At 74.0% G+C, this 23,011-nt stretch carries 5 protein-coding genes; 2 read left to right on the top strand and 3 right to left on the bottom strand.

Annotated elements, in window-relative coordinates:
* Window positions 1–19: 19 nt before the first annotated feature.
* Window positions 20–10,999 (top strand): SDR family NAD(P)-dependent oxidoreductase, encoded by a 10,980-nt coding sequence (locus JNUCC0626_RS08040; RefSeq protein ID WP_394621992.1) that lies wholly within the window; start codon window positions 20–22, stop codon window positions 10,997–10,999.
* Window position 11,000: 1 nt separating this feature from the next.
* A complete protein-coding gene (locus JNUCC0626_RS08035) occupies window positions 11,001–19,646 on the top strand; it encodes an SDR family NAD(P)-dependent oxidoreductase (protein WP_430623490.1) in 8,646 nt (2,881 codons plus the stop codon).
* Window positions 19,647–19,665: 19 nt separating this feature from the next.
* On the opposite strand, the gene JNUCC0626_RS08030 is transcribed toward JNUCC0626_RS08035, so the two are convergent.
* The 3 genes from JNUCC0626_RS08030 to JNUCC0626_RS08020 are packed head-to-tail and all read right to left on the bottom strand — an operon-like array spanning window position 19,666 to window position 23,010.
* Window positions 19,666–20,067, bottom strand: coding sequence for a hypothetical protein (locus JNUCC0626_RS08030; protein WP_394619035.1), 402 nt, complete (start codon window positions 20,065–20,067; stop codon window positions 19,666–19,668).
* 16 nt (window positions 20,068–20,083) lie between these two features.
* The gene (locus JNUCC0626_RS08025; RefSeq protein ID WP_394619034.1) at window positions 20,084–21,571 is read right to left on the bottom strand and encodes an FAD-dependent monooxygenase; all 1,488 of its coding nucleotides are present in this window, start codon (window positions 21,569–21,571) and stop codon (window positions 20,084–20,086) included.
* 11 nt (window positions 21,572–21,582) lie between these two features.
* Window positions 21,583–23,010 carry an FAD-binding oxidoreductase gene (locus tag JNUCC0626_RS08020; protein ID WP_394619033.1) on the bottom strand — a complete coding sequence of 476 codons (1,428 nt, stop codon included), beginning with the start codon at window positions 23,008–23,010 and terminating at the stop codon, window positions 21,583–21,585.
* Window position 23,011: the final 1 nt, after the last annotated feature.

Below are 23,011 nucleotides of genomic sequence, written 5' to 3'. Positions count from 1 at the left end.
GACGGAGGCCGACATGACCGTGAACACCGAACAGATCGTCACCGCTCTGCGCGCCTCGTTGAAGGAGAACGACCTGCTGAGGCAGGAGGTGAAGCGCGCGGGCGAGCCCATCGCCGTCGTGGGCATGGGCTGCCGCTTCCCCCGTGCCGCCTCCCCGCGGGAGTTGTGGCGGCTGGTGGCCGGCGGGCACGACGCCACCGGGGAGTTCCCCACCGACCGCGGCTGGGACCTCGGCGCGCTCTTCCACGACGAGCCGGACCACCCCGGCACGAGCTACGTCCGCCGCGGCGGGTTCGTCGAGGACGCCACCGGGTTCGACGCGGAGTTCTTCGGCGTCTCGCCGCGCGAGGCGGTCGCGATGGACCCGCAGCAGCGGCTGTCGCTGGAGACGGCCTGGCACGCGCTGGAGGACGCCGGCGTCGACCCGGTGTCGTTGCGCGGCAAGCAGGTCGGCGTGTTCATGGGCATGAGCGGCACGGACTACGCGGCGGCGTCGGACTTCGCGGTGCCCGACGGCATCGAGGGACACCTCGCGACGGGCACCGCGCCGAGCGTGTTGTCCGGGCGGATCGCGTACTTCCTCGGCCTGGAGGGGCCCGCGCTGACGGTGGACACGGCGTGCTCGTCGTCCCTGGTGTCGCTGCACCTCGCCGCCCGCTCGCTGCGCGCCGGCGAGGCGACGCTCGCGCTGGCGGGCGGTGTCACGATCATGACCACTCCCAAGGCGTTCACCAGCTTCAGCCGGCAGCGAGGGCTGGCGCCGGACGGCCGCTGCAAGCCGTTCTCGGCGGACGCGGACGGCACCGCCTGGGGAGAGGGCGTCGGCGTGCTGGTGCTCGAACGGCTGTCCGACGCACGGCGTCACGGCCGCCGGATCCTCGCGGTGGTCCGCGGTTCGGCGGTCAACCAGGACGGCGCGTCGAACGGGCTCACCGCGCCCAACGGCCCGGCACAGCAACGGGTCCTGCGCGAGGCGCTGACGGCCGCGGGCCTGGCACCGTCCGAAGTGGACCTGGTGGAGGCGCACGGAACGGGCACGCGGCTGGGTGATCCGATCGAGGCACAGGCGTTGATCGCGGTGTACGGCGGCGAACGGGATCACCCGCTGCGACTGGGTTCGGTGAAGTCGAACATCGGCCACACGCAGGCCGCCGCGGGCGTCGCCGGTGTGATCAAGACGGTGCTCGCGCTGCGGCACGCGACCCTGCCGCCGACGCTGCACGCCACCGAGGTCACGCCACACGTCGACTGGTCGGCGGGCTCGGTGGTGCCGCTGACGTCCGCCCTGCCGTGGCCAGAGACGGGCAGGCCACGCCGGGCCGGGGTGTCCGCGTTCAGCATGAGCGGGACGAACGCCCACGTCGTGCTGGAGCAGGCGCCGGACCAGCCAGCCGAACCGGTGACGGAGTCGGGTGAGGTCGTCCTGGTGCCGTTGTCGGCGGCGTCGGAACCGGCGCTGCGCGAGCTCGCCGGCCGGCTGGTGACCGTGGACGAGCCGGTGTCGGTGATCGCCGACGGCCTGGCCCGGTCACGATCCTCGCTGCGGCACCGCGCGGTGGTCGTGGCGTCGGACCGCGCGGGGTTGGCCGACGGGCTGTCGGCGTTGGCCGCGGGTCGTCCACATGCTGACGTCGTGACCGGGACCGTGCCCGCGGATCGTGGTGGCACGGTGTTCGTGTTCCCGGGCCAGGGATCGCAGTGGGACGGCATGGGCGCCCACCTCTACGCGACCGAACCCGTCTTTGCTTCTGCGGTCGAGGAATGCGACGCAGAGTTCCGCACACACCTCGACTACTCGATGGTGGACCTGGTGCGCGGCAACGCAGGCCCCCTCGACCGGGTCGAACGGATCCAGCCCGCCCTGTTCACCATGATGATCGGACTGGCCCGACTCTGGCAGGACCGCGGCATCCAACCCGACGCCGTGATCGGCCACTCCCAAGGTGAGATCGCCGCGGCGCACATCGCGGGCGCGTTGTCCCTGCGCGATGCCACCCTGCTCTCCGCACAACGCTCCCTCGCCCTGAAGTCGTTGGCGGGCACCGGCACCATGGCCTCCATCGACCTGCCCGCCGATCAACTGGTTCCGTTGCTGCCGGCCGGCGTGCACATCGCCGCCCACAACTCCCCCAGCATCACCATCGTCGCGGGAGACGTCGGCGCGGTGCGGACCCTGCTCGACCACTGCCGCGCGAACCACATCCGCTACCGGCTCATCCCCGTCGACTACGCCTCCCACACCCCGCACATCGACCCACTCCACGACACCCTCGTCGCACTGCCGATCACACCAACCACCGGCACCGTGCCGTTCTACTCCACCCACGGCACCCACACAGAACCACTCGACACCACCACCCTCACCGCGGACTACTGGTACGACCAACTCCGCAACCCCGTCCACCTCCACCAAACACTCACCACCCTCCACCAGCACCACCACACCCACTACATCGAAACCAGCCCACACCCCACCCTCACCACACCCATCCACACCACCCTTCCCACCGCGACGACCACACCCTCCCTGCACCGCGACAAACCCCACCTGCTCCACCACAACCTCGCCCACGCCCACACCCACGGCCTCCCCCTCCGGCACCGGACCACCAACGCCACGCCGGACCTGCCCACGTACCCGTTCCAGCACAGCACCCACTGGCTGGAGCACGCGCAGGAGACGCACGGCGGCCAGCGGCCGGTGGACCACCCGTTGCTGCGGTCCGAAGTGGACCTTCCCGACGGCTCGTCCGTCCACACCGGACTTATCGACCCGGCACTGCTGCCGTGGCTCGGCCAGCACGCGGTGGCCGGGGTGGCGATCCTGCCGGGGACCGCGCTCGTGGACCTGCTGTGGACGGTCGGCGGTGAGATGTCCGAGGCCGAGCTGACGCTGCACTCCCCGGTCGTGCTCGCCGGCAGGCTCCGGCTCCGGGTGGTCGTCGCGGCCCCCGCCGGCGACGGGTCCCGTGCGGTGTCCGTGCACACGGCGGCCGACGGCGAGGACTGGGTGTGCAACGCGACCGGCACCCTCGTCACCGGCACGTCCGGCGGGGTGAGCCTCACCGAGTGGCCTCCGCGCGCCGAGCCGATCCCGGTGGACGACCTCTACGACCGGCTGTCCGCACGCGGGCTCGACTACGGCCCGGTGTTCCAGGGCGTGCGCGCGGCGTGGCGCGACGGCCGGCACACCTACGCGGAGGTGGTGCTGCCCGCCGGCACCACGACGTTCGGCCTGCACCCCGCGCTGCTCGACGCCGCCCTGCACCCGCTGGCGCTGGGACGGACCGGCGACGAGGTGCTGGTGCCGTTCTCGTTCACCGGTGCCCGGCTGCACGCCGCGGGTGCGAGCGCGCTGCGGGTGCGGCTGACCTCCGAAGGCGATGCGGTGGCCGTGGACGTGGCCGACCCCGCGGGCGTTCCGGTCGCCACGATCGAAGGCCTGCGGCTGCGCCCGGCGGCCACGAGCACGCGCCGTGGCGCGTTGTACGAACCACGCTGGATCCCGGTCCCGGCCCGGCCCGCGCAGGGACGTTACGACGTCATCGCCGACGAGGAACTCGCTGCCGCGCTGGAGAAGTCCGGCATCACCACGAAGTCGTGGCGCGGCCTGGCGGAGTTCACGGCGTCCGGTGACTCGCCTGACGCCGTGCTGCTGCGGTACACCTCGCCCGCGCTGGACGTCGGCGTCCTGGACGACCACCTGCGCACCCTGCAGTCCTGGCTGGACCACGAGGTGCCGCTCGTCGTCATCGCGCCGCAGGGCCCGGTGTGGGGCATGACCCGCAGCGCCCAGGCCGAGCACCCGGGCCTGTTCCACCTCGTCGAGGCGGAGGTCGACGAGACCGCCGGCAGCGGCGTCGCGGCCGCGGTGCACCACTGCCTCGAGGAGTCCGAACCCCAGGCCGCCGTCCGCGCCGGCGAGGTGCACGTGCTCCGGCTGGCCCGCATCCCACTGCCCGACATCACCCCGCGCACCGAGAACACCGTGCTGATCACCGGTGCCGGCGGGGTGCTGGCGAGGCGGATCGCACTGCACCTCGTGCGCACCCGAGGCGTGCGGAACCTGCTGCTGCTCAGCCGTTCCCGCCCGCAGGCCCTCGCGGACGAACTGGCCGCGGAAGGGGCCACGGCCGTCGCGCTGGCGTGCGACGTCGCCGACGCCGGGCAACTCGCCGCCGCCCTGCTCGAAGCGCCGGGGCCGATCGGGTCCGTGGTGCATGCCGCAGGAGTGCTGGACGACGCCACGGTCGCCGCGCTGTCCGCGGAGCGACTGGCCGCCGTGCTGCGGCCCAAGGCACTCGGCGCGCTGAACCTGCACCGGCTGGTCACCGGTGCCTCGGAGTTCGTGCTGTTCTCCAGCGCCTCCGGCACGTTCGGCGGGCCCGGCCAGGCGAACTACGCCGCGGCCAACGCGTTCCTCGACGCGCTCGCCCGGCATCGCCACGAGGCCGGACTGCCCGCGGTGTCCCTCGCGTGGGGGCTGTGGGAGGAGAGCACCGGCACCACCTCCCACCTGTCCGGCGCCGACCGCGACCGGCTCGGCGCGAGCGGCCTGCTGCCGTTGTCGACCGAGGACGGGCTGGCGTTGTTCGACGCGGCGAGTGCGGCCACCACGCCGGTGCTGCTCCCCCTGCTGGTGAACGCCGGCGGCGCGCTGCCGCCACTGCTGCGCGGTGTCACCAGGGCGCGCCCGCAAGCCGCCGCCGACGGTCCGGCGCGGCTGAGCGAGGACCGGTTGGCAGGCCTCGTGCACGAGCACGTCAACATCACCCTCGGCCACCAGGCCGGCCACCCGCTGGACGACGCGCGGCCGTTCCGCGACCTGGGTTTCGACTCGCTCACCGCCGTGACGCTGCGCAACCGGCTCGCCGAGGCGACGGGGCTGCGGCTGCCCGCGACGCTGGTGTTCGACCACCCCACGCCCGCGGCACTCGTCGCTCATCTGACGGCGGAGCTGCTGGGCGCGCCGCAGGACGTCCGCGAGCACGACGCCACGAGGGTGGAAGGCGAACCCGTCGCGATCATCGGCATCGGGTGCCGCTATCCCGGCGGTGTGCACGGGCCGGAGGACCTGTGGCGGCTGTTGCGCGACGGACGAGACGCGATGGGCCCGTTCCCGGACGACCGGGGGTGGGACGCCGCCGAGCTGTCCGGTGCCGTGCGGCAGGGCGGGTTCGTGGACGGCGTGGCCGACTTCGACGCGGCGTTCTTCGGCATCTCGCCGCGCGAGGCGCTGGCGATGGACCCGCAGCAGCGGCTCCTGCTGGAGACGACGTGGCACGCGGTCGAGCACGCGCACATCGACCCGGCCTCGTTGCGCGGCAGCCAGACCGGTGTCTTCACCGGCGTGATGTACCAGGACTACCTGGACGGCGCGGGCGAGCTGCCCGAGGAGATCGCCGGGTTCCGCAGCACCGGCAACGCCGGCAGCGTGGTGTCCGGCCGGGTCGCCTACTCGTTCGGACTGCAGGGACCGACGCTCACGGTGGACACCGCGTGCTCGTCCTCGCTCGTCGCGCTGCACCTCGCGGTGCGGTCGCTGCGCGACGGCGACTGCTCGCTCGCGCTCGCCGGTGGTGTCACGGTGATGTCGACGCCGCGGCTGTTCGTGGACTACGTCCGGCAGGGCGCGCTGTCGTCGGACGGGCGGTGCAAGGCCTTCTCCGCCGACGCGGACGGCACCGGGTTCGCGGAGGGCGCCGGTGTCGTGGTGCTGGAGCGGTTGTCCGACGCGGTGCGCAACGGCCGCCGCATCCTCGCGGTCGTGCGCGGCAGCGCGGTCAACCAGGACGGCGCCTCCAACGGACTCAGCGCGCCCAACGGCCCGGCTCAGCAACGGGTCATCCAGGCCGCGCTCGCGGACGCCCGGCTCCGACCGTCCGATGTGGACGCACTGGAGGCCCACGGCACCGGCACGCGGCTCGGCGACCCCATCGAGGCCCAGGCCGTGATCGCCACCTACGGCGAGCGCGACGACGTACCGGCCCTGCTCGGATCGGTGAAGTCCAACATCGGCCACACGCAGGCCGCGGCCGGCGTCGCCGGTGTGATCAAGATGGTGCTCGCGCTGCACCACGAGATGGTGCCGAAGACCCTGCACGCCGGAGAACCCAGTCCGCACGTGGACTGGTCGTCCGGCTCGGTCGGGCTGGCCACCGAGGCCACCTCGTGGCCGCGCGGGGAACGCGTCCGGCGCGCGGCCGTCTCGTCGTTCGGCATCAGCGGCACCAACGCCCACGTGGTGCTGGAACAGGCACCGGAACCCCGGCCGGCGCCCGCGGACGACACCGCCCACCTGGTGCTGCTGTCGGCGAAGACCCCCGAGGCCCTGGCTCGTCACGCCGCCGCGCTGCGGGAGGTCGACGCACCCGTCGCGGACATCGCCCGCGCCAGTGCCACCCGCGCCGGACTGCCCGTGCGCGCGGCCGTGCTCGCCGGCGACGTCGACGGACTGCGCGAGGCACTGGCCGCACTCGCCGCGGGCACCGCGCATCCGGACGTGGTGACGGGAACGGCGAGCGGCCGTCCCAAGGTGGCGTTCGTCTTCCCCGGGCAGGGCACGCAGTGGCCCGAGATGATGTCCGCGCTCATCGCCGAGTCGCCCGAGGTGCGCGCCGTGGTCGCGGCCTGCGACGCGGAGTTCTCGCGGTACTTCGACTGGTCGGTCGCGGAGACGCTCACTCGCGGGTTGCCGCTGCGGTCCATCGACGTCGTGCAGCCCGTGCTGTTCACGACGATGGTCGCGCTGGCAGAACTGTGGCGTTCCCACGGCGTCGAACCGGACGCCGTGGTGGGTCACTCCCAGGGCGAGGTCGCCGCCGCCTACGTGGCGGGGGCCCTGCCACTGGCCGACGCCGTGCGGGTGATCGCCCGGCGCAGCGCGGCGCTGACCGAACTGTCCGGCCGGGGCGCGATGCTCAGCGTCGCTCTGCACGTGGACCGGGTGATCGAGGCGCTCGAACCGTGGCGCGACCAGGTGTCGGTGGCCGCGATCAACGCCCCGGCGGCGGTGACCGTGTCCGGCACGGCCGAGGCGCTCACCGAACTGGAGGCGGTGCTGACCGCCCAGGGTGTGCGCGCCAAGCGCATCAGCGGAATCCAGACCGCCGGGCACTCGCCGTTGATGGACTCCCTGCGCGACCGGATGGCCGACGAGCTCGCCGACCTGTCGCCCAGGACGGGCACGACCCCGTTCTGCTCCACGGTCACCGGGTCCTTCGTGGACGGTTCGGTGCTCGACGAGGCCTACTGGTTCCGCAACCTGCGCGAACCGGTGCGGTTCGAGCAGGCGACCAGGGCGCTGGCCGAGGTGGGGCACACCGTGTTCCTGGAGGTCAGCCCGCACCCGGTGCTCGGCACCGCGCTGGGCACGACCCTGGAGGACGCCGGGGTGCTCGCGACGCTGCGCCGCGACGAGGGCGGCCGGACCCGGTTCGGCCGCGCGCTGGCCGACGCGCACGCGGCGGGCCTGCCCGTGGCGTGGAGCACCTGGCTCGGCACCGGGCCGGTCGCCGAACTGCCGCGCTACCCGTTCGACCGGCAGCGCTACTGGGCCGCGTCCGGGGCCGGGGCCGGCGACCTGGGCTCGGTGGGCCTCGCGGCGGCGAAGCACCCGCTGCTCGGCGCCGCCGTTCCACTGGCCGGCGGCGGTGTGGTCTACAGCGGACGGCTCTCGGCGCAGTCCCATCCGTGGCTCGCCGACCACGCGGTGCACGGCACCGCGATCCTGCCCGGCACCGCGTTCCTCGACCTGGCCTGGCACGCGGGCACACCCGCGGTGACCGAGCTGACCATCGAGGCCCCGCTGGTGCTGCCCGCCGGACGGGCGGTGCGCGTGCAGGTGTCCGCAGGAGAGCCCGACGCCTCGGGCGTGCGGGCACTGACCTTCCACTCACGCCCGGACGACGCCCCCGCCGACGCGCCCTGGACCCGGCACGCCGAGGGGATCGCCGGTCCGTCGACCAGCGCCGCCCCCGCGGACCTGCGCGCGTGGCCACCGCCCGGAGCCACCGAACTGCCCGTCGCCGACCTCTACGACCGCTATGCCGAACTGGGCGTGTCCTACGGTCCGGTGTTCCGGGGCGTGCGGGCGGCCTGGCGCCGGGGCGACGAGGTGTTCGCCGACGTACGGCTGGACGACGAGCAGACCGACGGGTTCGGACTGCACCCCGCACTGCTCGACGCCTCCCTGCACGCCATGGCACTGGGTGAGCTGGTGCCACCGGAGCTGCGCGGCACGACGAGCCTGCCGTTCTCGTGGACCTCGGCGGAACTGCACGCCGTCGGCGCGACCGACCTGCGGGTCCGCCTGGCCCCGGCCGAGGACGGCGGGATCGCCGTCGCGGTCGCGGACGGCACGGGCGAGCCGGTGGCCGCCATCGGGTCGCTGCGGCTGCGGCCCGTTCCCGAACGGCTGACCACGCCGGTGAGCCCGCTGCTGGCGGTCCGGTGGACACCGGTCGAGCCCGCCGGGCCGGACGCCGAACCCGCCGAGGTCATCGCACTGCCGGAGTTCGGCGGTCTCTCGGCGGGCGACGCCGAGGCCGCCGTGCACGAGACGCTCGCGGCCGTCCGCGCCGCTCTCGCCATCGACGGGCCGCGCCTGGTCGTCACCTGCCGCGACCTGTCCCATCCGGTCGCGGCGGCGGTCCAGGGACTGCTGCGCTCGGCCCAGGCCGAACACCCCGACCGGTTCACGGTCGCGGAGACCGGCGGCGACGTGCCGTCCGCACCATCCGAACCGCACCTCGCCGCACGGGACGGCCTGCTGCTCGCGCCACGGCTGCGCAGGGTCGAGCCCACGCCGTGGCCCGCAGGCGACTGGCGGCTGGTCACACCGGACGACGGCACGTTCGAGGACGTGCGGCCGGCCGGGCACGAACGCGTGCCGCTGCGGCCCGGCGAGGTCAGGGTGGCCGTGCGGGCGGCGGGCGTGAACTTCCGCGACACGCTCATCGTCCTCGGCCTCTACCCGGACCCCGAGGGCACGATCGGCAGCGAGGCGAGCGGCGTCGTCACCGAGGTCGGCGCGGACGTCACCGCGTTCCGGCCCGGCGACCGGGTGTTCGGGGTGTTCGAGCAGGCCATCGCGACCACGGCGGTGACCGACGCGCGACTGCTCGCCGCGATGCCCGCCGGCTGGGACTTCGCCACCGCCGCCGCGGTCCCCGTGGCGTACCTGACCGCGTACTACGGCCTGGTCGACCTCGCGGGCCTGCGCGCGGGCCAGTCGGTCCTGATCCACGCGGCCGCCGGCGGTGTCGGCACCGCGGCCCGTCAGCTGGCGGCCCACCTGGGCGCGGAGGTGTACGCGACCGCGTCACCGGCCAAGCAGGCGGCGCTCGGGTTGCCGGGCGACCACGTGGCGTCCTCCCGCGACCTGGCGTTCGCCGAGCGGTTCCCGGCGGTGGACGTCCTGCTCAACTCGCTCACCGGCGACTTCGTGGACGCCTCGCTGCGGCTCACCGCGCCGGGCGGCACGTTCCTCGAGATGGGGCGACTCGACCTGCGCGACGACGTCCCCGCCGGAATCCGGTACGAGCCCTACGACCTGATGGTCGCGGCTGGTCCCGGCCGCATCGCGGAGATGCTGCGCGAACTCGTCGCGCTGTTCGAGCGGGGCGCCCTCGAAGCACCGCCGATCACCGCGTGGGACGTGCGGAAGGCCCCGGAGGCGTTGCGGTACGTGAGCCAGGCCCGGCACGTCGGCAAGGTCGTGCTCACCATGCCCGCGCCGCTCGACCCGGCCGGCACCGTCCTCGTCACCGGGGCGAGCGGCACCCTCGGCGCGCTCGTCGCCCGGCACCTGGTCGCCGAGCACGGCGTCACCCGGCTGCTGATGCTCAGTCGCAGCGGCACCGCGCCCGAACTGGACGCGCACGTCGACGCGGTGGCGTGCGACGTCTCCGACCGCGAGCAGGTGCGTGCGGTGCTCGACGCGATCCCGGCCGAGCACCCGCTCACCGCGGTCGTGCACGCGGCCGCCGTGGTCGACGACGGCGTCGTGCAGGAACTGACCGGAGAGCAGGTCACGCGGGCGTTCGCGGCGAAGGCCCACGGTGCGTGGCACCTGCATGAGCTGACGCGTCACCTGGACCTGTCCGCGTTCGTGCTGTTCTCCTCGGCGGCCGGTGTCTTCGGAGGCGCGGGCCAGGGCAACTACGCCGCGGCCAACGCCTACCTCGACGCGCTCGCCCACCACCGCAGGTCGTCGGGACTGCCCGCGACCTCGGTGGCGTGGGGGCTGTGGGAGGAGCGGAGCACGACCACCGCACGGCTGACGGAGACCGATCTCGCCCGGATGGCACGGGGCGGTCTGACCGCACTGTCCACTGCGGAGGCGCTGGCGCTGTTCGACGCCGCGCTGGCGTCGCCCGAACCGGCCGTGGTCGCCGCACGGGTCGACGTCGCGGCGCACGACGACGGACCGGTCGCGCCGCTGTTGCGCGAGCTGGTGCGGCCGAAGCTGCGCACCGCCGCCGCTGCTGTGCAGGGCAACAGCCTCGCCGACCGGCTCGCCGGGCTGGACGAACCGGGCCGCGTCGCGCTGCTCGTGTCGCTGGTGCGCGAGCAGGCCGCATCGGTGCTCGGTCACTCGTCGGCTGCGGCGGTGCCGCCCGCCAGGGCGTTCCGCGAGCTGGGGTTCGACTCGCTGAGCGCGGTGGAGCTGCGCAACCGCCTGGCCGCGGCGAGCGGGGTCAGGCTGCCCGCGACCGCCGCGTTCGACCACCCGAGCGCGGAGGCACTGGGAGCGTTCCTGCTCGAGCGGATCGCGCCGCCGCCCGCCGACCCCGTCGCGCCGGTGCTGGCGGGCATCGAACGCCTGATGGCCTCGCTCAACGCCGCGACGGCGGCCGACGAACGGGTCGAGGAGCGGTTGCGGGCGTTGCGCGCCCGGGTGGAGGAACTGGCGGGCGCCCCCGCCGCGGACGACCTGGACGACGCGAGCGACGAGGACCTGTTCCGGCTCGTCGACGGGCCGGAGCTGAGGAGCTGACGTGGCCGACGAACGGCAACTGCGGGAGTACCTGAAGAAGGCCATCGCCGAGACCAGGGACGTGCGGAACCGCCTGCGCGAGGCCGAGAACCGCTTCACCGAACCGATCGCGATCATCGGCGTCGGCTGCCGCTACCCCGGCGCGGTGACGTCGGGGGCCGGGCTGTGGAGGCTGGTGCTCGACGGCGGTGACGCGATCTCCGGGTTCCCCGCCGATCGCGGCTGGGACCTCGCCGCGCTGCGGGACGACGACCCGGACCGGCCCGGCAGCACCTACGCGCACGGCGGCGGGTTCCTCGACGACGTGGCGGGGTTCGACGCGGAGTTCTTCGGCATCTCACCGCGCGAGGCCGTGGCGATGGACCCCCAGCAGCGGCTGCTGCTGGAGACCGCGTGGCACGCCGTCGAGGACGCCGGCATCGACCCGGCGTCGTTGCGCGGCAGCCTGACCGGGGTGTTCGCCGGGGTCACCGGCCAGGACTACGCGTCGCTCGCGATGTCGTCCGGGGACACCGCCGGTCACGTGATCACCGGCAACGTGGCCAGCGTCGTGTCCGGCCGGGTGGCCTACTCGCTCGGCCTGGAAGGGCCCGCGCTGACGGTGGACACGGCGTGTTCGTCGTCGCTGGTGGCGGTGCACCTGGCGGCCCAGTCGCTGCGCACCGGCGAGTCCACGCTCGCGCTGGCCGGGGGCGTCACCGTGATGGCGACGCCGTCGGTGTTCCAGGAGTTCAGCAAACAGCGCGGACTCGCCGCCGACGGTCGTTCCAAGGCCTTCTCCGCGCACGCCGACGGCATGGGACCCGCGGAGGGCACCGGCCTGCTGTTGCTGGAGAAGCTCTCCAGCGCCCGACTCAACAATCGCCGTATCCTCGCCGTCATCCGCGGCAGCGCGGTCAACCAGGACGGCGCCTCGAACGGCCTGAGCGCGCCGAACGGCCCCTCGCAGCAACGAGTCATCCGCGCGGCGCTGCGCAACGCCGGGCTCACCCCGGCCGAAGTCGACCTCGTCGAGGCGCACGGGACCGGCACGCGCCTCGGCGACCCGATCGAGGCCGACGCCCTGATCGCCGCTTACGGCGGTGAGCGGGACCGGCCGTTGTGGCTGGGTTCGGTGAAGTCGAACATCGGTCACACGCAGGCCGCCGCCGGGGTCGCCGGCGTGATCAAGACCGTGGAGGCGTTGCGGCACGGCGTTGTTCCTCCCACCCTGCACGCCGGCGAGCCGACGTCCGAAGTGGACTGGAGCGCCGGCACCGTACGGCTCGCGACCGAGGCATCACCCTGGCCGGAGACCGGGAACCCTCGCCGCGCGGCGGTCTCGTCGTTCGGCATCAGCGGGACGAACGCCCACGTGGTGCTGGAGCAGGCGCCGGACCTGCCCGCCGAGCCGGTGGCGGAGTCCGGCGCCGTGACGCTCGTGCCGTTGTCGGCGGCGTCGGAGCCGGCGTTGCGGGAGCTGGCTGGTCGGCTGGTGACGGTGGACGAGCCGGTGCCGGTGATCGCGGACGGGCTGGTGCGGTCACGTGCGTTGTTGCGGCACCGCGCGGTGGTCGTGGCGTCAGACCGTGCGGGGTTGGCCGACGGGCTGTCGGCGTTGGCGTCGGGTCGTCCGCACGCCGATGTGGTGACCGGGACCGTGCCCGCTGATCGTGGTGGCACGGTGTTCGTGTTTCCCGGCCAGGGCTCTCAGTGGGACGGCATGGGCGCGCATCTATTCGCGACCGAACCCGTCTTTGCTTCTGTGGTTGAGGAATGTGACGCTGAGTTCCGTGCGCATCTGGACTATTCGATGGTGGACCTGTTGCGCGGCAACGCGGGACCCTTGGATCGGGTCGAGCGGATCCAGCCCGCCCTGTTCACCATGATGATCGCGCTGGCCCGGCTCTGGCAGGACCGCGGCATCCAGCCGGACGCCGTGATCGGCCACTCCCAAGGTGAGATCGCCGCAGCCCACATCGCCGGCGCGCTGTCGCTGCACGACGCCACCCTGCTCTCCGCGCAACGGTCCCTCGCCCTGAAGTCGTTGGCCGGCAGCGGAACCATGGCATCGATCGACCTGCCCGCCCACGAACTAGTCTCGCTGCTGCCGCCCGGCGTGCACATCGCCGCCCACAACTCGCCCACCATCACCATCGTCGCGGGCGATGTCGAAGCGGTGCACCAACTGCTTGAACACTGCAACGCCCACAACATCCGCTGTCGGCTCATCCCCGTCGACTACGCCTCCCACACCCCGCACATCGACCCACTCCACGACATTCTTGTGGCGCTGCCGATCACACCGACGGCCGGGACGGTGCCGTTCTACTCCACCCACGGCATCCACACCGAACCGCTCGACACCACCACTCTCACCTCCACCTACTGGTACGACCAACTCCGCAACCCCGTCCACCTCCACCAAACCCTCACCACCCTCCACCAACACCACCACACCCACTACATCGAGACCAGCCCACACCCCACCCTCACCGCACCCATCCACACCACGTTGCCGGACGCCATCACCACGGCGTCTCTGCACCGCGACCAACCTCAGCGGCTGCACCACAACCTCGCCCACGCACACACCCACGGCCTCCCCGTGCGGTTCCCCACCAGAGAGGGGACGCCGGCGCGCCTGCCGGGCTACCCGTTCCAGCACACCTCCCACTGGCTGGCGACGAACGGCGGCGGTCACTCGCCCGCACGGGCCGGGCAGGAACCGTCGGAGCACCCGCTGCTCACCGCGAGGGTCGACCTGACCGACGGCAGCACCGTCTACACCGGACTGATCGACCGGGCCGCGCAGCCGTGGCTCGCCGAGCACGTGGCGGCCGGGCAGGCGTTGCTGCCCGGCTCGGCGCTGCTGGACCTGGTCTGGCACGTCGCCGACGAGTCCGGCGCCGGCTCGATCCGCGAGCTCGCACTGCACTCCCCCGTGCCGGTGCCGGACGAACCCGCACGGCTGCGCGTGACCGTCGGCGACCAGGTTCTCGTGCACACGCAGGGACCTGACGGCGAGTGGGCGCACCACGCCACCGCGACGCTGGACGCCGACGCTCCGGCCGTGGTGCCGCTGGGCGAGTGGCCGCCGCGCGACGCCCGAGCCGTTCCGGTGGACGGGATCTACGACACGATGGCGGCCGCCGGACTGGAGTACGGGCCCGCGTTCCGCGCGGTGCGTGCCGTCTGGCGGCGAGGGGACGAGACCTGGGCCGAGGTGGTGCTGCCCGGTGGTGGCGGGAAGTTCGGCCTGCACCCCGCGCTGCTCGACGCGGCCCTGCATCCGTTGGCGCTCTTCGCCTCCGGCACGCCGGTGATGCCGTTCGCGTTCACCGGCGCCACCCTGCACGCGAGGGACGCGGCCGTGCTGCGCGTGCGGCTGCTGCCGAAGGGCGAGAAGGCGCTCGCGCTGACGGTGTTCGACACGGCCGGGGCTCCGGTCGCCTCGATCGACGAGCTGAGCCTGCGGGAGGTGCCCGCGGCCGGACGCCCCGCCGACGGCCTGTTCCGCGTCGACTGGCGAGCAGCCGAACCCGAAACCGAGGCCGCGCAACCGGTTCCGGTCGTGTGGCTGTTCCCGGCCGCTGAGTCCGGCGATCTCGCGGACGCCGTCGTCCTGGCCGCCCAACGGCACGCGCGGCGGTTGCGGGAGTGGATGGCGGAGGACGACGAGGCACCGCTCGTCGTCGTCACGACCGGAGCGGTCGCCATCGGTGCCGAACGCGTGGATCTCGTGCACGCGCCGTTGTGGGGCATGACGAGGACGGCACAGGCCGAGCACACCGGGCGGATCGTGCTGCTGGACCTCGACCCGGCAGACCCCGCACCCGACGTGGACGCGCTCGCGGCTCGTGCGCTGCGTCACGACGAACCGCAACTCGCGGTGCGCGGCAACAGGTTCCTCGCACCCCGGCTCGTCCGCGTGCCCGTACCGGAACCGGTCGCCCTCGACCCCGCACGCGCGGTCGTGCTGACCGGCGCGAACGGCGGCATCGCCGAACACGTCGCCGAGCACCTGGTGACCCGGCACGGGATCCGGCACCTGCTGCTGATCAGCCGCACCGCGCCCACCGCGCTCGCGAACCGGCTCGCCGCACCTGGACGGGAGGTGCTCGCCCGCGCGTGCGACGTCACCGACCGCGACCAGGTGGCCGAGGCGCTCGCGGCACTGCCCGCGGGCGTGACCGTGCAAACGGTGCTGCACACCGCGGCCGTGCTCGACGACGCCACGCTGCCGTCCACGACGGCGGACCAGCTCACCCGCGTGCTCGGCCCCAAGGTCGCCGGAACCCTGGTGCTGGAGGAACTCGCGGGCGACGCGGAACTGGTGCTGTACTCCAGCGCCTCCGCCACGTTCGGTGGCGCCGGGCAGGCCGCGTACGCCGCCGCGAACACCTTCCTCGACGCGTTCGCCCAGCACCGCAGGGCGGGCGGCGCGGCCGTCACGTCGGTGGCGTGGGGGCTGTGGGACACCGGCACGGGCATGGCCGCGAAGCTCGGCGACCAGAGCAGGCACCGGGTGCGCCGCGGCGGGTTCCTGCCGATGACGCCCGCGCAGGCGCTCGGCCTGCACGACGCCGTGGGCGCGACGGGTCACGCGCATCTCGTGGCCAGCCCGATCGCGTTGCGCTCCGGTGCCACGCACCCTCTGCTGCGCGACCTCGTGCCGGCCCGCCGCACCTCCCGGCTGCGCAGCGCCACGTCCGCCGAGGACGTCTCGGAACTGGTGACGCGGCTGCGCGGGCAGACCGACGCCGAGCGGCGCGAAACGGTGCTGCGACTGGTCCTCGGGCTCGCGCGGGCGGTGCTCGGTCACCAGGACGACCACCTGATCGACAGCGCGCACCCGTTCCGCGAACTGGGGTTCGACTCGCTCACCGCGGTCGAGCTGCGCAACCGGCTGCACGAGGCGACCGGGCTGCGACTGCCCGCGACGCTCGTGTTCGACCACCCCCGCCCGGACGCCCTCGCGGCGCACCTGGTCGCGGAACTGCTCGGCGGTGCGGCAACGGTCGCGGACGCCGCGGTGACGGCACCGGTGGACGAACCCGTCGCGGTGGTGGGCATGGCCTGCCGGTACCCCGGCGGCGTCGACTCCCCGGACGGGTTGTGGCGTCTCGTGCTCGGCGGCGGGGACGCGGTCGCCGAGTTCCCCGGCGACCGCGGCTGGGACCTCGACGCGTTGCACGACGGCGACCTCGGCTCCAGCTACGCCCGCGAAGGCGGATTCCTCGAGGACGTGGCGGGGTTCGACGCGGAGTTCTTCGGCATCTCGCCGCGCGAGGCGCTCGCCATGGACCCCCAGCAGCGGCTGCTGCTGGAAACGGCCTGGCACGCGATCGAGGACGCCGGCATCGACCCCACGTCGTTGCGCGGCACCCGCACCGGTGTGTTCGCGGGCATCAGCAACCAGGACTACCCGCGGCTCGCCCGCGACCTGCCGCCCGAGGTGCAGGGCTATCTGGGCACCGGCAACGCGGGCAGCGTGCTGTCCGGCCGGGTCGCCTACTGCCTGGGTCTGGAAGGACCGGCGCTCACGGTCGACACGGCGTGCTCGTCGTCGCTGGTGGCCCTGCATCTGGCCGCGCAGTCCCTGCGCTCCGGCGAGTCCACCCTCGCGCTCGCCGGCGGTGTCACGGTCATGGCGACGCCCTCGGTGTTCCAGGAGTTCGGCAAGCAGCGCGGCCTCGCCGCCGACGGGCGCTGCAAGGCGTTCTCCGCCGGCGCCGACGGCATGGGGCCCGCGGAGGGCATCGGGGTCCTGCTCCTCGAACGGCTCTCCGCCGCCCGCGAGAACAACCACCGCGTGCTCGCCGTGCTCCGGGGCAGCGCGGTCAACCAGGACGGCGCCTCCAACGGGCTGAGCGCGCCCAACGGACCCGCGCAGCAACGGGTGATCCGCCAGGCGCTGCACAACGCCGGGCTGCGACCGTCCGATGTGGACGTCGTCGAGGCGCACGGCACCGGCACGCGGCTCGGTGACCCGATCGAGGCGCAGGCGGTGATCGCGACCTACGGCGGCGACCGCGAGCGGCCGCTGCTGCTGGGCTCGGTCAAGTCCAACATCGGGCACACCCAGGCCGCCGCGGGCGTGGCCGGCGTGATCAAGATCGTGGAGGCGTTGCGGCACGGCGTCGTCCCGCCCACCCTGCACGCCGGCGAGCCGACGTCCGAAGTGGACTGGAGCGCCGGCACCGTGCGGCTCGCCACCGCGGCGATCCCCTGGCCGGAGACCGGGCGGCCCCGCCGCGCGGCGGTGTCGTCCTTCGGCATCAGCGGCACGAACGCCCACGTCGTGCTCGAACAGGGACTCGACCTCCCCGACCCCGCGGAGTCCGATCTGCCCGTCCCCCTGCTGCTCTCGGCCCGCACGCTCCCGGCGTTGCGCGACCAGGCACGGCGGCTGCGCGCCCACCTCGCCGAGGCATCCGCGGCGGGAACGGCCCACGTGCTCGCCACCGGCCGCGCCCGGTTCCCGCACCGGCTCGCCGTCGTCGCGGCACCCGGCAAGGACGTCGCGGAGGCCATCGCGGCCGCGGCACCGTCGGTCGCACGGGACGGCGCGACCGCGTTCCTGTTCACCGGCCAGGGTTCGCAACGGGCCGCGGCGGCGCAGCTGCACGACCGGTTCCCCGCCTTCGCCAAGGCGCTCGACGAGGTGTGCTCGGCATTGGACCGGCACCTCGACGTGAGTGCGCGGGACCTGGTGCTGCACCCGAGTGCGGACCAGCTCTCCAGGACGGACCTGGTGCAGCCCGCCCTGTTCGCGCTCCAGGTCGCGCTGGCCGCGTTCCTCTCCTCCGAGCACGGCGTGCGGCCCGCGTTCCTGCTCGGCCACTCGGTCGGCGAACTGTCGGCCGCGCACGTCGCCGGCGTGCTGGACCTCGCCGACGCGGCGAAACTGGTGACGGCGCGCGGAAGGCTGATGGCACGCCTGCCCGCCGACGGTGCGATGGTCGCCATCACCGCCTCCGAAGCGGAGGTGCGGGACGTGCTGCCCGAGGACGTGGCCATCGCCGCGGTCAACGGCCCGCTGGCCACGGTGGTGTCCGGGCCCGAGGCCGCGGTGACCGCCGTGGCGGCGAGGTTCGCGCGGACCAGGCGACTGCGCGTCGACCGCGCGTTCCACTCACCCCAACTCGACGGCCTGCTCGGCGAGTTCGCCGCGATCGCGGCCGGGGTGACCTTCCGCGAGCCCCGGTCGCCGCTGGTGTCGAACGTGACCGGCGCTCTCGCGGGCGACGAGATCACCACGCCGCGGTACTGGGTCGAGCAGGCCCGGCAGGCGGTGCGGTTCTCCGACGGCGTCTCCCGGCTCAAGGAACTGGGGGTCGTGCGGTTCGTCGAGCTCGGCCCGGACGCGGTGCTCACCCCGCTCGTGCGCGACCTCGTGCCGGCCGACGACGTGGTCTGCCCCGTGCTGCGGCGCGACCGCGACGACGTCGAAGGCCTGGCCGGCGCGCTGACCGCGCTCTGGGCGGACGGCGCCGACGTGCGGTGGTCCGGTCTGCTGCCCGGCTCGGGATCGTCCGCGCCCGGCTACGGCTTCCACCACACCCGCTACTGGCTCGACGGCGGGTACTCGGTGCCCGCCACCGCAGTCCCCGAACCGGACCTCGACGACCTGCCCCTGCCCGAACTGGTGCGCCGCACGGTCGCCGTCGTGCTCGGGCACGCGGCGGACGCGCTGGACCCGGACGCGGCGTTCTCCGACCTCGGCATCGACTCGATGACGGCGCTGGAGATCCGCACCCGGCTGGAGCGGGCGACGTCGGTGCGGCTCTCCGCCACCGCGGTGTTCGACCACCCGACGGCGGCCGCGCTCGCCCGGCACCTCGCCTCTGCACAGCCCGCCGCGGCCTCCGGGATGGGCGCGCTGTACTGGGAGGCGTGCGCCAGGGGACGTGGCGCGGAAGGCGGTGACCTGCTGCGGGCCGCGGCCCGGCTGCGCCCGTCCTTCACCGCCGCGGCCCCGCCCGCACCGGTGCCCGCGACCCGGCTCGCCCGCGGCGGTGGCCCGCCGCTGGTGTGCCTGCCGTCGTTCAACCCGGTCGCCGGGCCGCACGAGTTCGCCCGGTTCGCCCACGCGCTCGACCGCGACGTGTGGGCGCTGCCCGAACCGGGTTTCGGTCCGGGACAGGCGATTCCGGCCGACCTCGCCGCCCTCGTCGCGGCGCAGCGGGCGGCGGTGCGCGCGGTCACCGGCGGCGGCGAGGTCGTCCTGATCGGACGGTCCGCCTCCGGGCTGCTCGCCCACTCGCTCGCCGCCGCGCTGGAGGCCGGCGGCGACCCGGTGCGGGCCGTGGTGGTCATCGACGTCTACCCGCCCGCGCTGACCCGCGAGCACCCCTGGATCGAACGGGCGCTCAACCAGGCCGTCGCGGCCAGGGAGACCGGCGGGGCGTTGCACGACGAGACCCGGCTCATCGCGATGGGACGGTACTTCGAGGCGTTCGCCGGCTGGGCGCCCGAAGCCACCTCGGTGCCGACGCTGCACCTCCGTGCGACCGAACCGTTCGCCGCGGAGGTCCCTGCGGACTGGCGGTCGCGGTGGGAGCCGCCGCACGACGAGGCGGACGTCCCGGGCGACCACTTCTCCGTGCTGGAGGAGCACGCGGCGAGCACCGCGGCCGCGGTGGACAGGTGGCTGAAGGGCTGAGCGGAGGGACGGGGCCTGGTCAGACCAGGCTCCGTCCGTCCGGGGTCGTCGGCGGCTCGACGGAGATCACGACGTGGATCGCCAGGCATCCGTCCTCGGCGCGCAGCAGGTAGCGGATGCGTTCGACGCCGCGCACGGCACCGGCGGCGTCGAGGTACGTCCAGCGGACCTCGACGTCGGCGAGCCGTCCGGTGATCGGTGAGACGGTCTCGAACGCGGGCACGGCGCGCACGATCTCCCTGGCGCGGAAGGCGTCACCGGCGCCGGCGAACGCGGACCTGACCTCGTGCCGCTCCCGCGAGGCGAACACGGCACCATCCGCGAGCACCATCGACGGGCAGCCGTAGCAGGAGGCGACCTCGTCCGCGTCGCCCGACGTCAGCGCGCGGGCGTACCGCGCGAAGAACTCCTCGATCTCCACGTGGGTCTCCCCCGGTTCAGGCGGACGGCCCGAACCAGGTCCGCAACGCCTTGGTGAGGTGGCCGGCGTGCTCGGCGCCGGCGTCCGGTGCGATCCAGCAGACGTGCCCGTCCGGCCGCACCAGCACGGCCTGCAGGTCCCAGCGCGACAGGTCGCCGCCGGCCGTCTCGACGCGGCCGGCCCAGCCCCGCGCCACGTCCGCCCATCGGCCGTCGCCCACGAGCACTCCCCGGCCGCCGCGGAGCAGTTCGAACAACCGCCCGGTGCCGAGCGGCAGGTCGGGCATCCGCGCGCCGAGCACCTCGTGCCGGACCGGGCCGGGCACGTCGTAGCGCACGTCGAGGCCGGAGAGCATGCCCGCGAACCTGTCGTTGACCTCCTTGAGCCGCAACAGGTCCACGAAGGTGCGCCGCAACGGGTCGTGCGCGGCGGCCGGGTTGGTCAGCATCGCCTGGACGCGGGTGTTCTCCAGCACCCTGGCCCCGACGGGGTGGCGTTCGGCGTGGTAGCTGTCGAGCAGGTCCGCGGGTGCCCGGCCCGAGGCCACGAGGCCGAGCTTCCAGCCGAGGTTCATCGCGTCCTGGACCCCGACGCTCAGGCCCTGCCCGCCGGCCGGGATGTGCACGTGCGCGGCGTCGGCGACCACGAACACCCGGCCGAGGCGGTAGTCGGTGGCCTGGTGGGCGGCGTCGGAGAGCCGCGACGCCCAGTCGACCTCGCGGATGCGGACCTCGTCGCCGTAGCGCTGGGCCACGGCGTCGCGCACCTCGCGTTCGGTCACCTCGGCGTCCGCGCGGCGGCCGTACTCGGCCCACACGACGCGGTAACGCCCGTTCGGCAGCGGCACCAGCGGGTAGGACACGTCACGCCGGTCCTCGCGGTCCTCGCCCAGCAGGTCGGCGGTGCGCTTCGGCCTGGTCAGCACCTCCGGCGGCGCGCTCTCCAGCACCACGTCCGCCACCACGCCGGAGAAGTCGGTCGAGGTGCCGGGGAACGCGAACCCGCCGAGCGCGCGCACCGCACTGGCGTGCCCGTCACACCCGACGACGTACCGCGCGGTGTAGCGGACCTCGCCGTCCGGTGCCTTCACGACGGCGGCCACCGCGTCCTCGTCCTGGGTGAGCCCGACGAGTTCGTGGGCGCGCAGCACGCGGCCACCTAGCCGGGTCAGCTCGGCCTCCAGCACCGATTCGAGCAGGTTCTGCGGGTAGATCAGGTGGTAGGCGTGGTGGCTGTCCCACCTGTCGTAGGTCAGCGGCACCGGCAGGCCCGCGAAGTGGCCGTCCGGGATCTTCGCCACGGCGTCCGCGAGCACCGCGCCGAGCAGGCCGCGCGAGTCCAGCAGCTCCACCGTCCTCGGCTGCAGACCCAGCGCCTTCGAGTGCCGGTTGGGCTCGGGCAGCAGGTCGATCACGGTGGGCACGACCCCGGCCAGTGCCAGCTCGCACGCCACCGTCAGGCCGGCCGGACCGGCGCCGACGACCAGCACGTTCACCGCGGTCATCCGGTACTCCTTCACACGCCCTGGGGCAGCTGGAACAGGCGGTCGGGGTCGTAGTGCCGCTTCACCTCGGCGAGCCGCGCGTGGTTGTCGCCCCAGTAGGCCCGCCGCCAGTCGGTCAGGGCCGGATCGGGGAAGTTCACGTACGACCCGGCCGCGTGGGGGTGCAGCAGCGAGAACCCGGCGCCGGCGAACGCGGCCGCCCGCAGTTCGCGCGCCGGCGGCGGAGCGGCCTCGGGCAGCAGGACCACGTGGCCCGCGAGGAGGTGTGCGTCACGGTGGGGGTAGGCCGTGGCACCGCGGGCCACGCGGTTGATCTGGCCGCCGAGCGCGGTCAGGTTCACGAACCGCGTCTGGCCGGGTTCCCGGCCGGCGTCGAACTCCCGCACCAGTTCCGCGACGACCGGCTCCGGCAACGGGCGGTCGAACACCTGGTTGCGTTCACGCTGGAACTGCTGACGTGGCAGCACTCCGCCCCGGAAACCTTCCCGGTGGCACTCGTGTGCGGGCCGGGCCTGGCCACCGCCGTAGAACCACAGCATCGTGTCGAGGTAGGTCTGGTCGAGCACGAGGCGGTGCACAGGTGCGCTGCCGCAGCGCGCCACCAGGTCCGCCAGCAGCGCCTCGGCCTCGCGCACCGGACCGGTGAACGTCCCGACCAGCACGACGGTGACCGGCACGCCCTCCGCGCCGTCGGGCAGCACCAGGCTCACCGACGTCGACAGCTCGTCCGGAGCCCGCGCCACCCAGTCCTGCCAGGCGCACAGCACGTCCACCGCCGCCTCGGCCGTCCAGACCAGGTTGAACAGCACGGCGCTCGGGATCGCCCGCGGCACGATCTCGTAGTCGACCACCGCGCCGAAGTTCCCGCCGCCACCACCGCGCAACGCCCAGAACAGGTCGGGGTCGGCGGCCTCCGAACACCGCACGACCGTCCCGTCCGCGAGCACCACCCGTGCCGAGACGAGGTTGTCGCAGGCGAGGCCGTGCTGCCGGCTCTGCGGCCCGTGACCTCCGCCCGTGATGAACCCGCCCATCGCCACGGTCGGGCACATGCCGTTGGGCACGACCAAGCCCTGTGGCCACAACGCGCCCATGGCGTCGACGGACTGCACTCCAGGTCCCAAGTGGACGGTGGTGCCCACTGGGCCGATGTGGTCCATTTCGGACAGATCGAGCACGAGTCCCGGTGTGGTGGACCAGCCGGCGAAGCTGTGGCCGCCGCTGCGCAGCCGCATCGGAACGCCGCGCTCGCGTGCGAACCGCAGGCCCGCCGCGACGTCGTGCTCGTCGGCGCAGTACGCGACGCACGCGGGAGCGACCGCGTCGTACTCGGCGATCTGCAGCTGCACGGCGCGGTCGTAGCCGGGGTCTGCGGGCAGCACGACCTCGCCGCGCAACTCGGCCGCGAGCGCCGTGAAGTCCAGTGCCGGCGCGGCCACC

Source organism: Lentzea sp. JNUCC 0626 (assembly GCF_043632865.1).
Taxonomy (GTDB): domain Bacteria; phylum Actinomycetota; class Actinomycetes; order Mycobacteriales; family Pseudonocardiaceae; genus Lentzea.
Note: the sequence above shows the minus strand (reverse complement) of the source record. Positions and strands in the feature narration are given on the sequence as shown.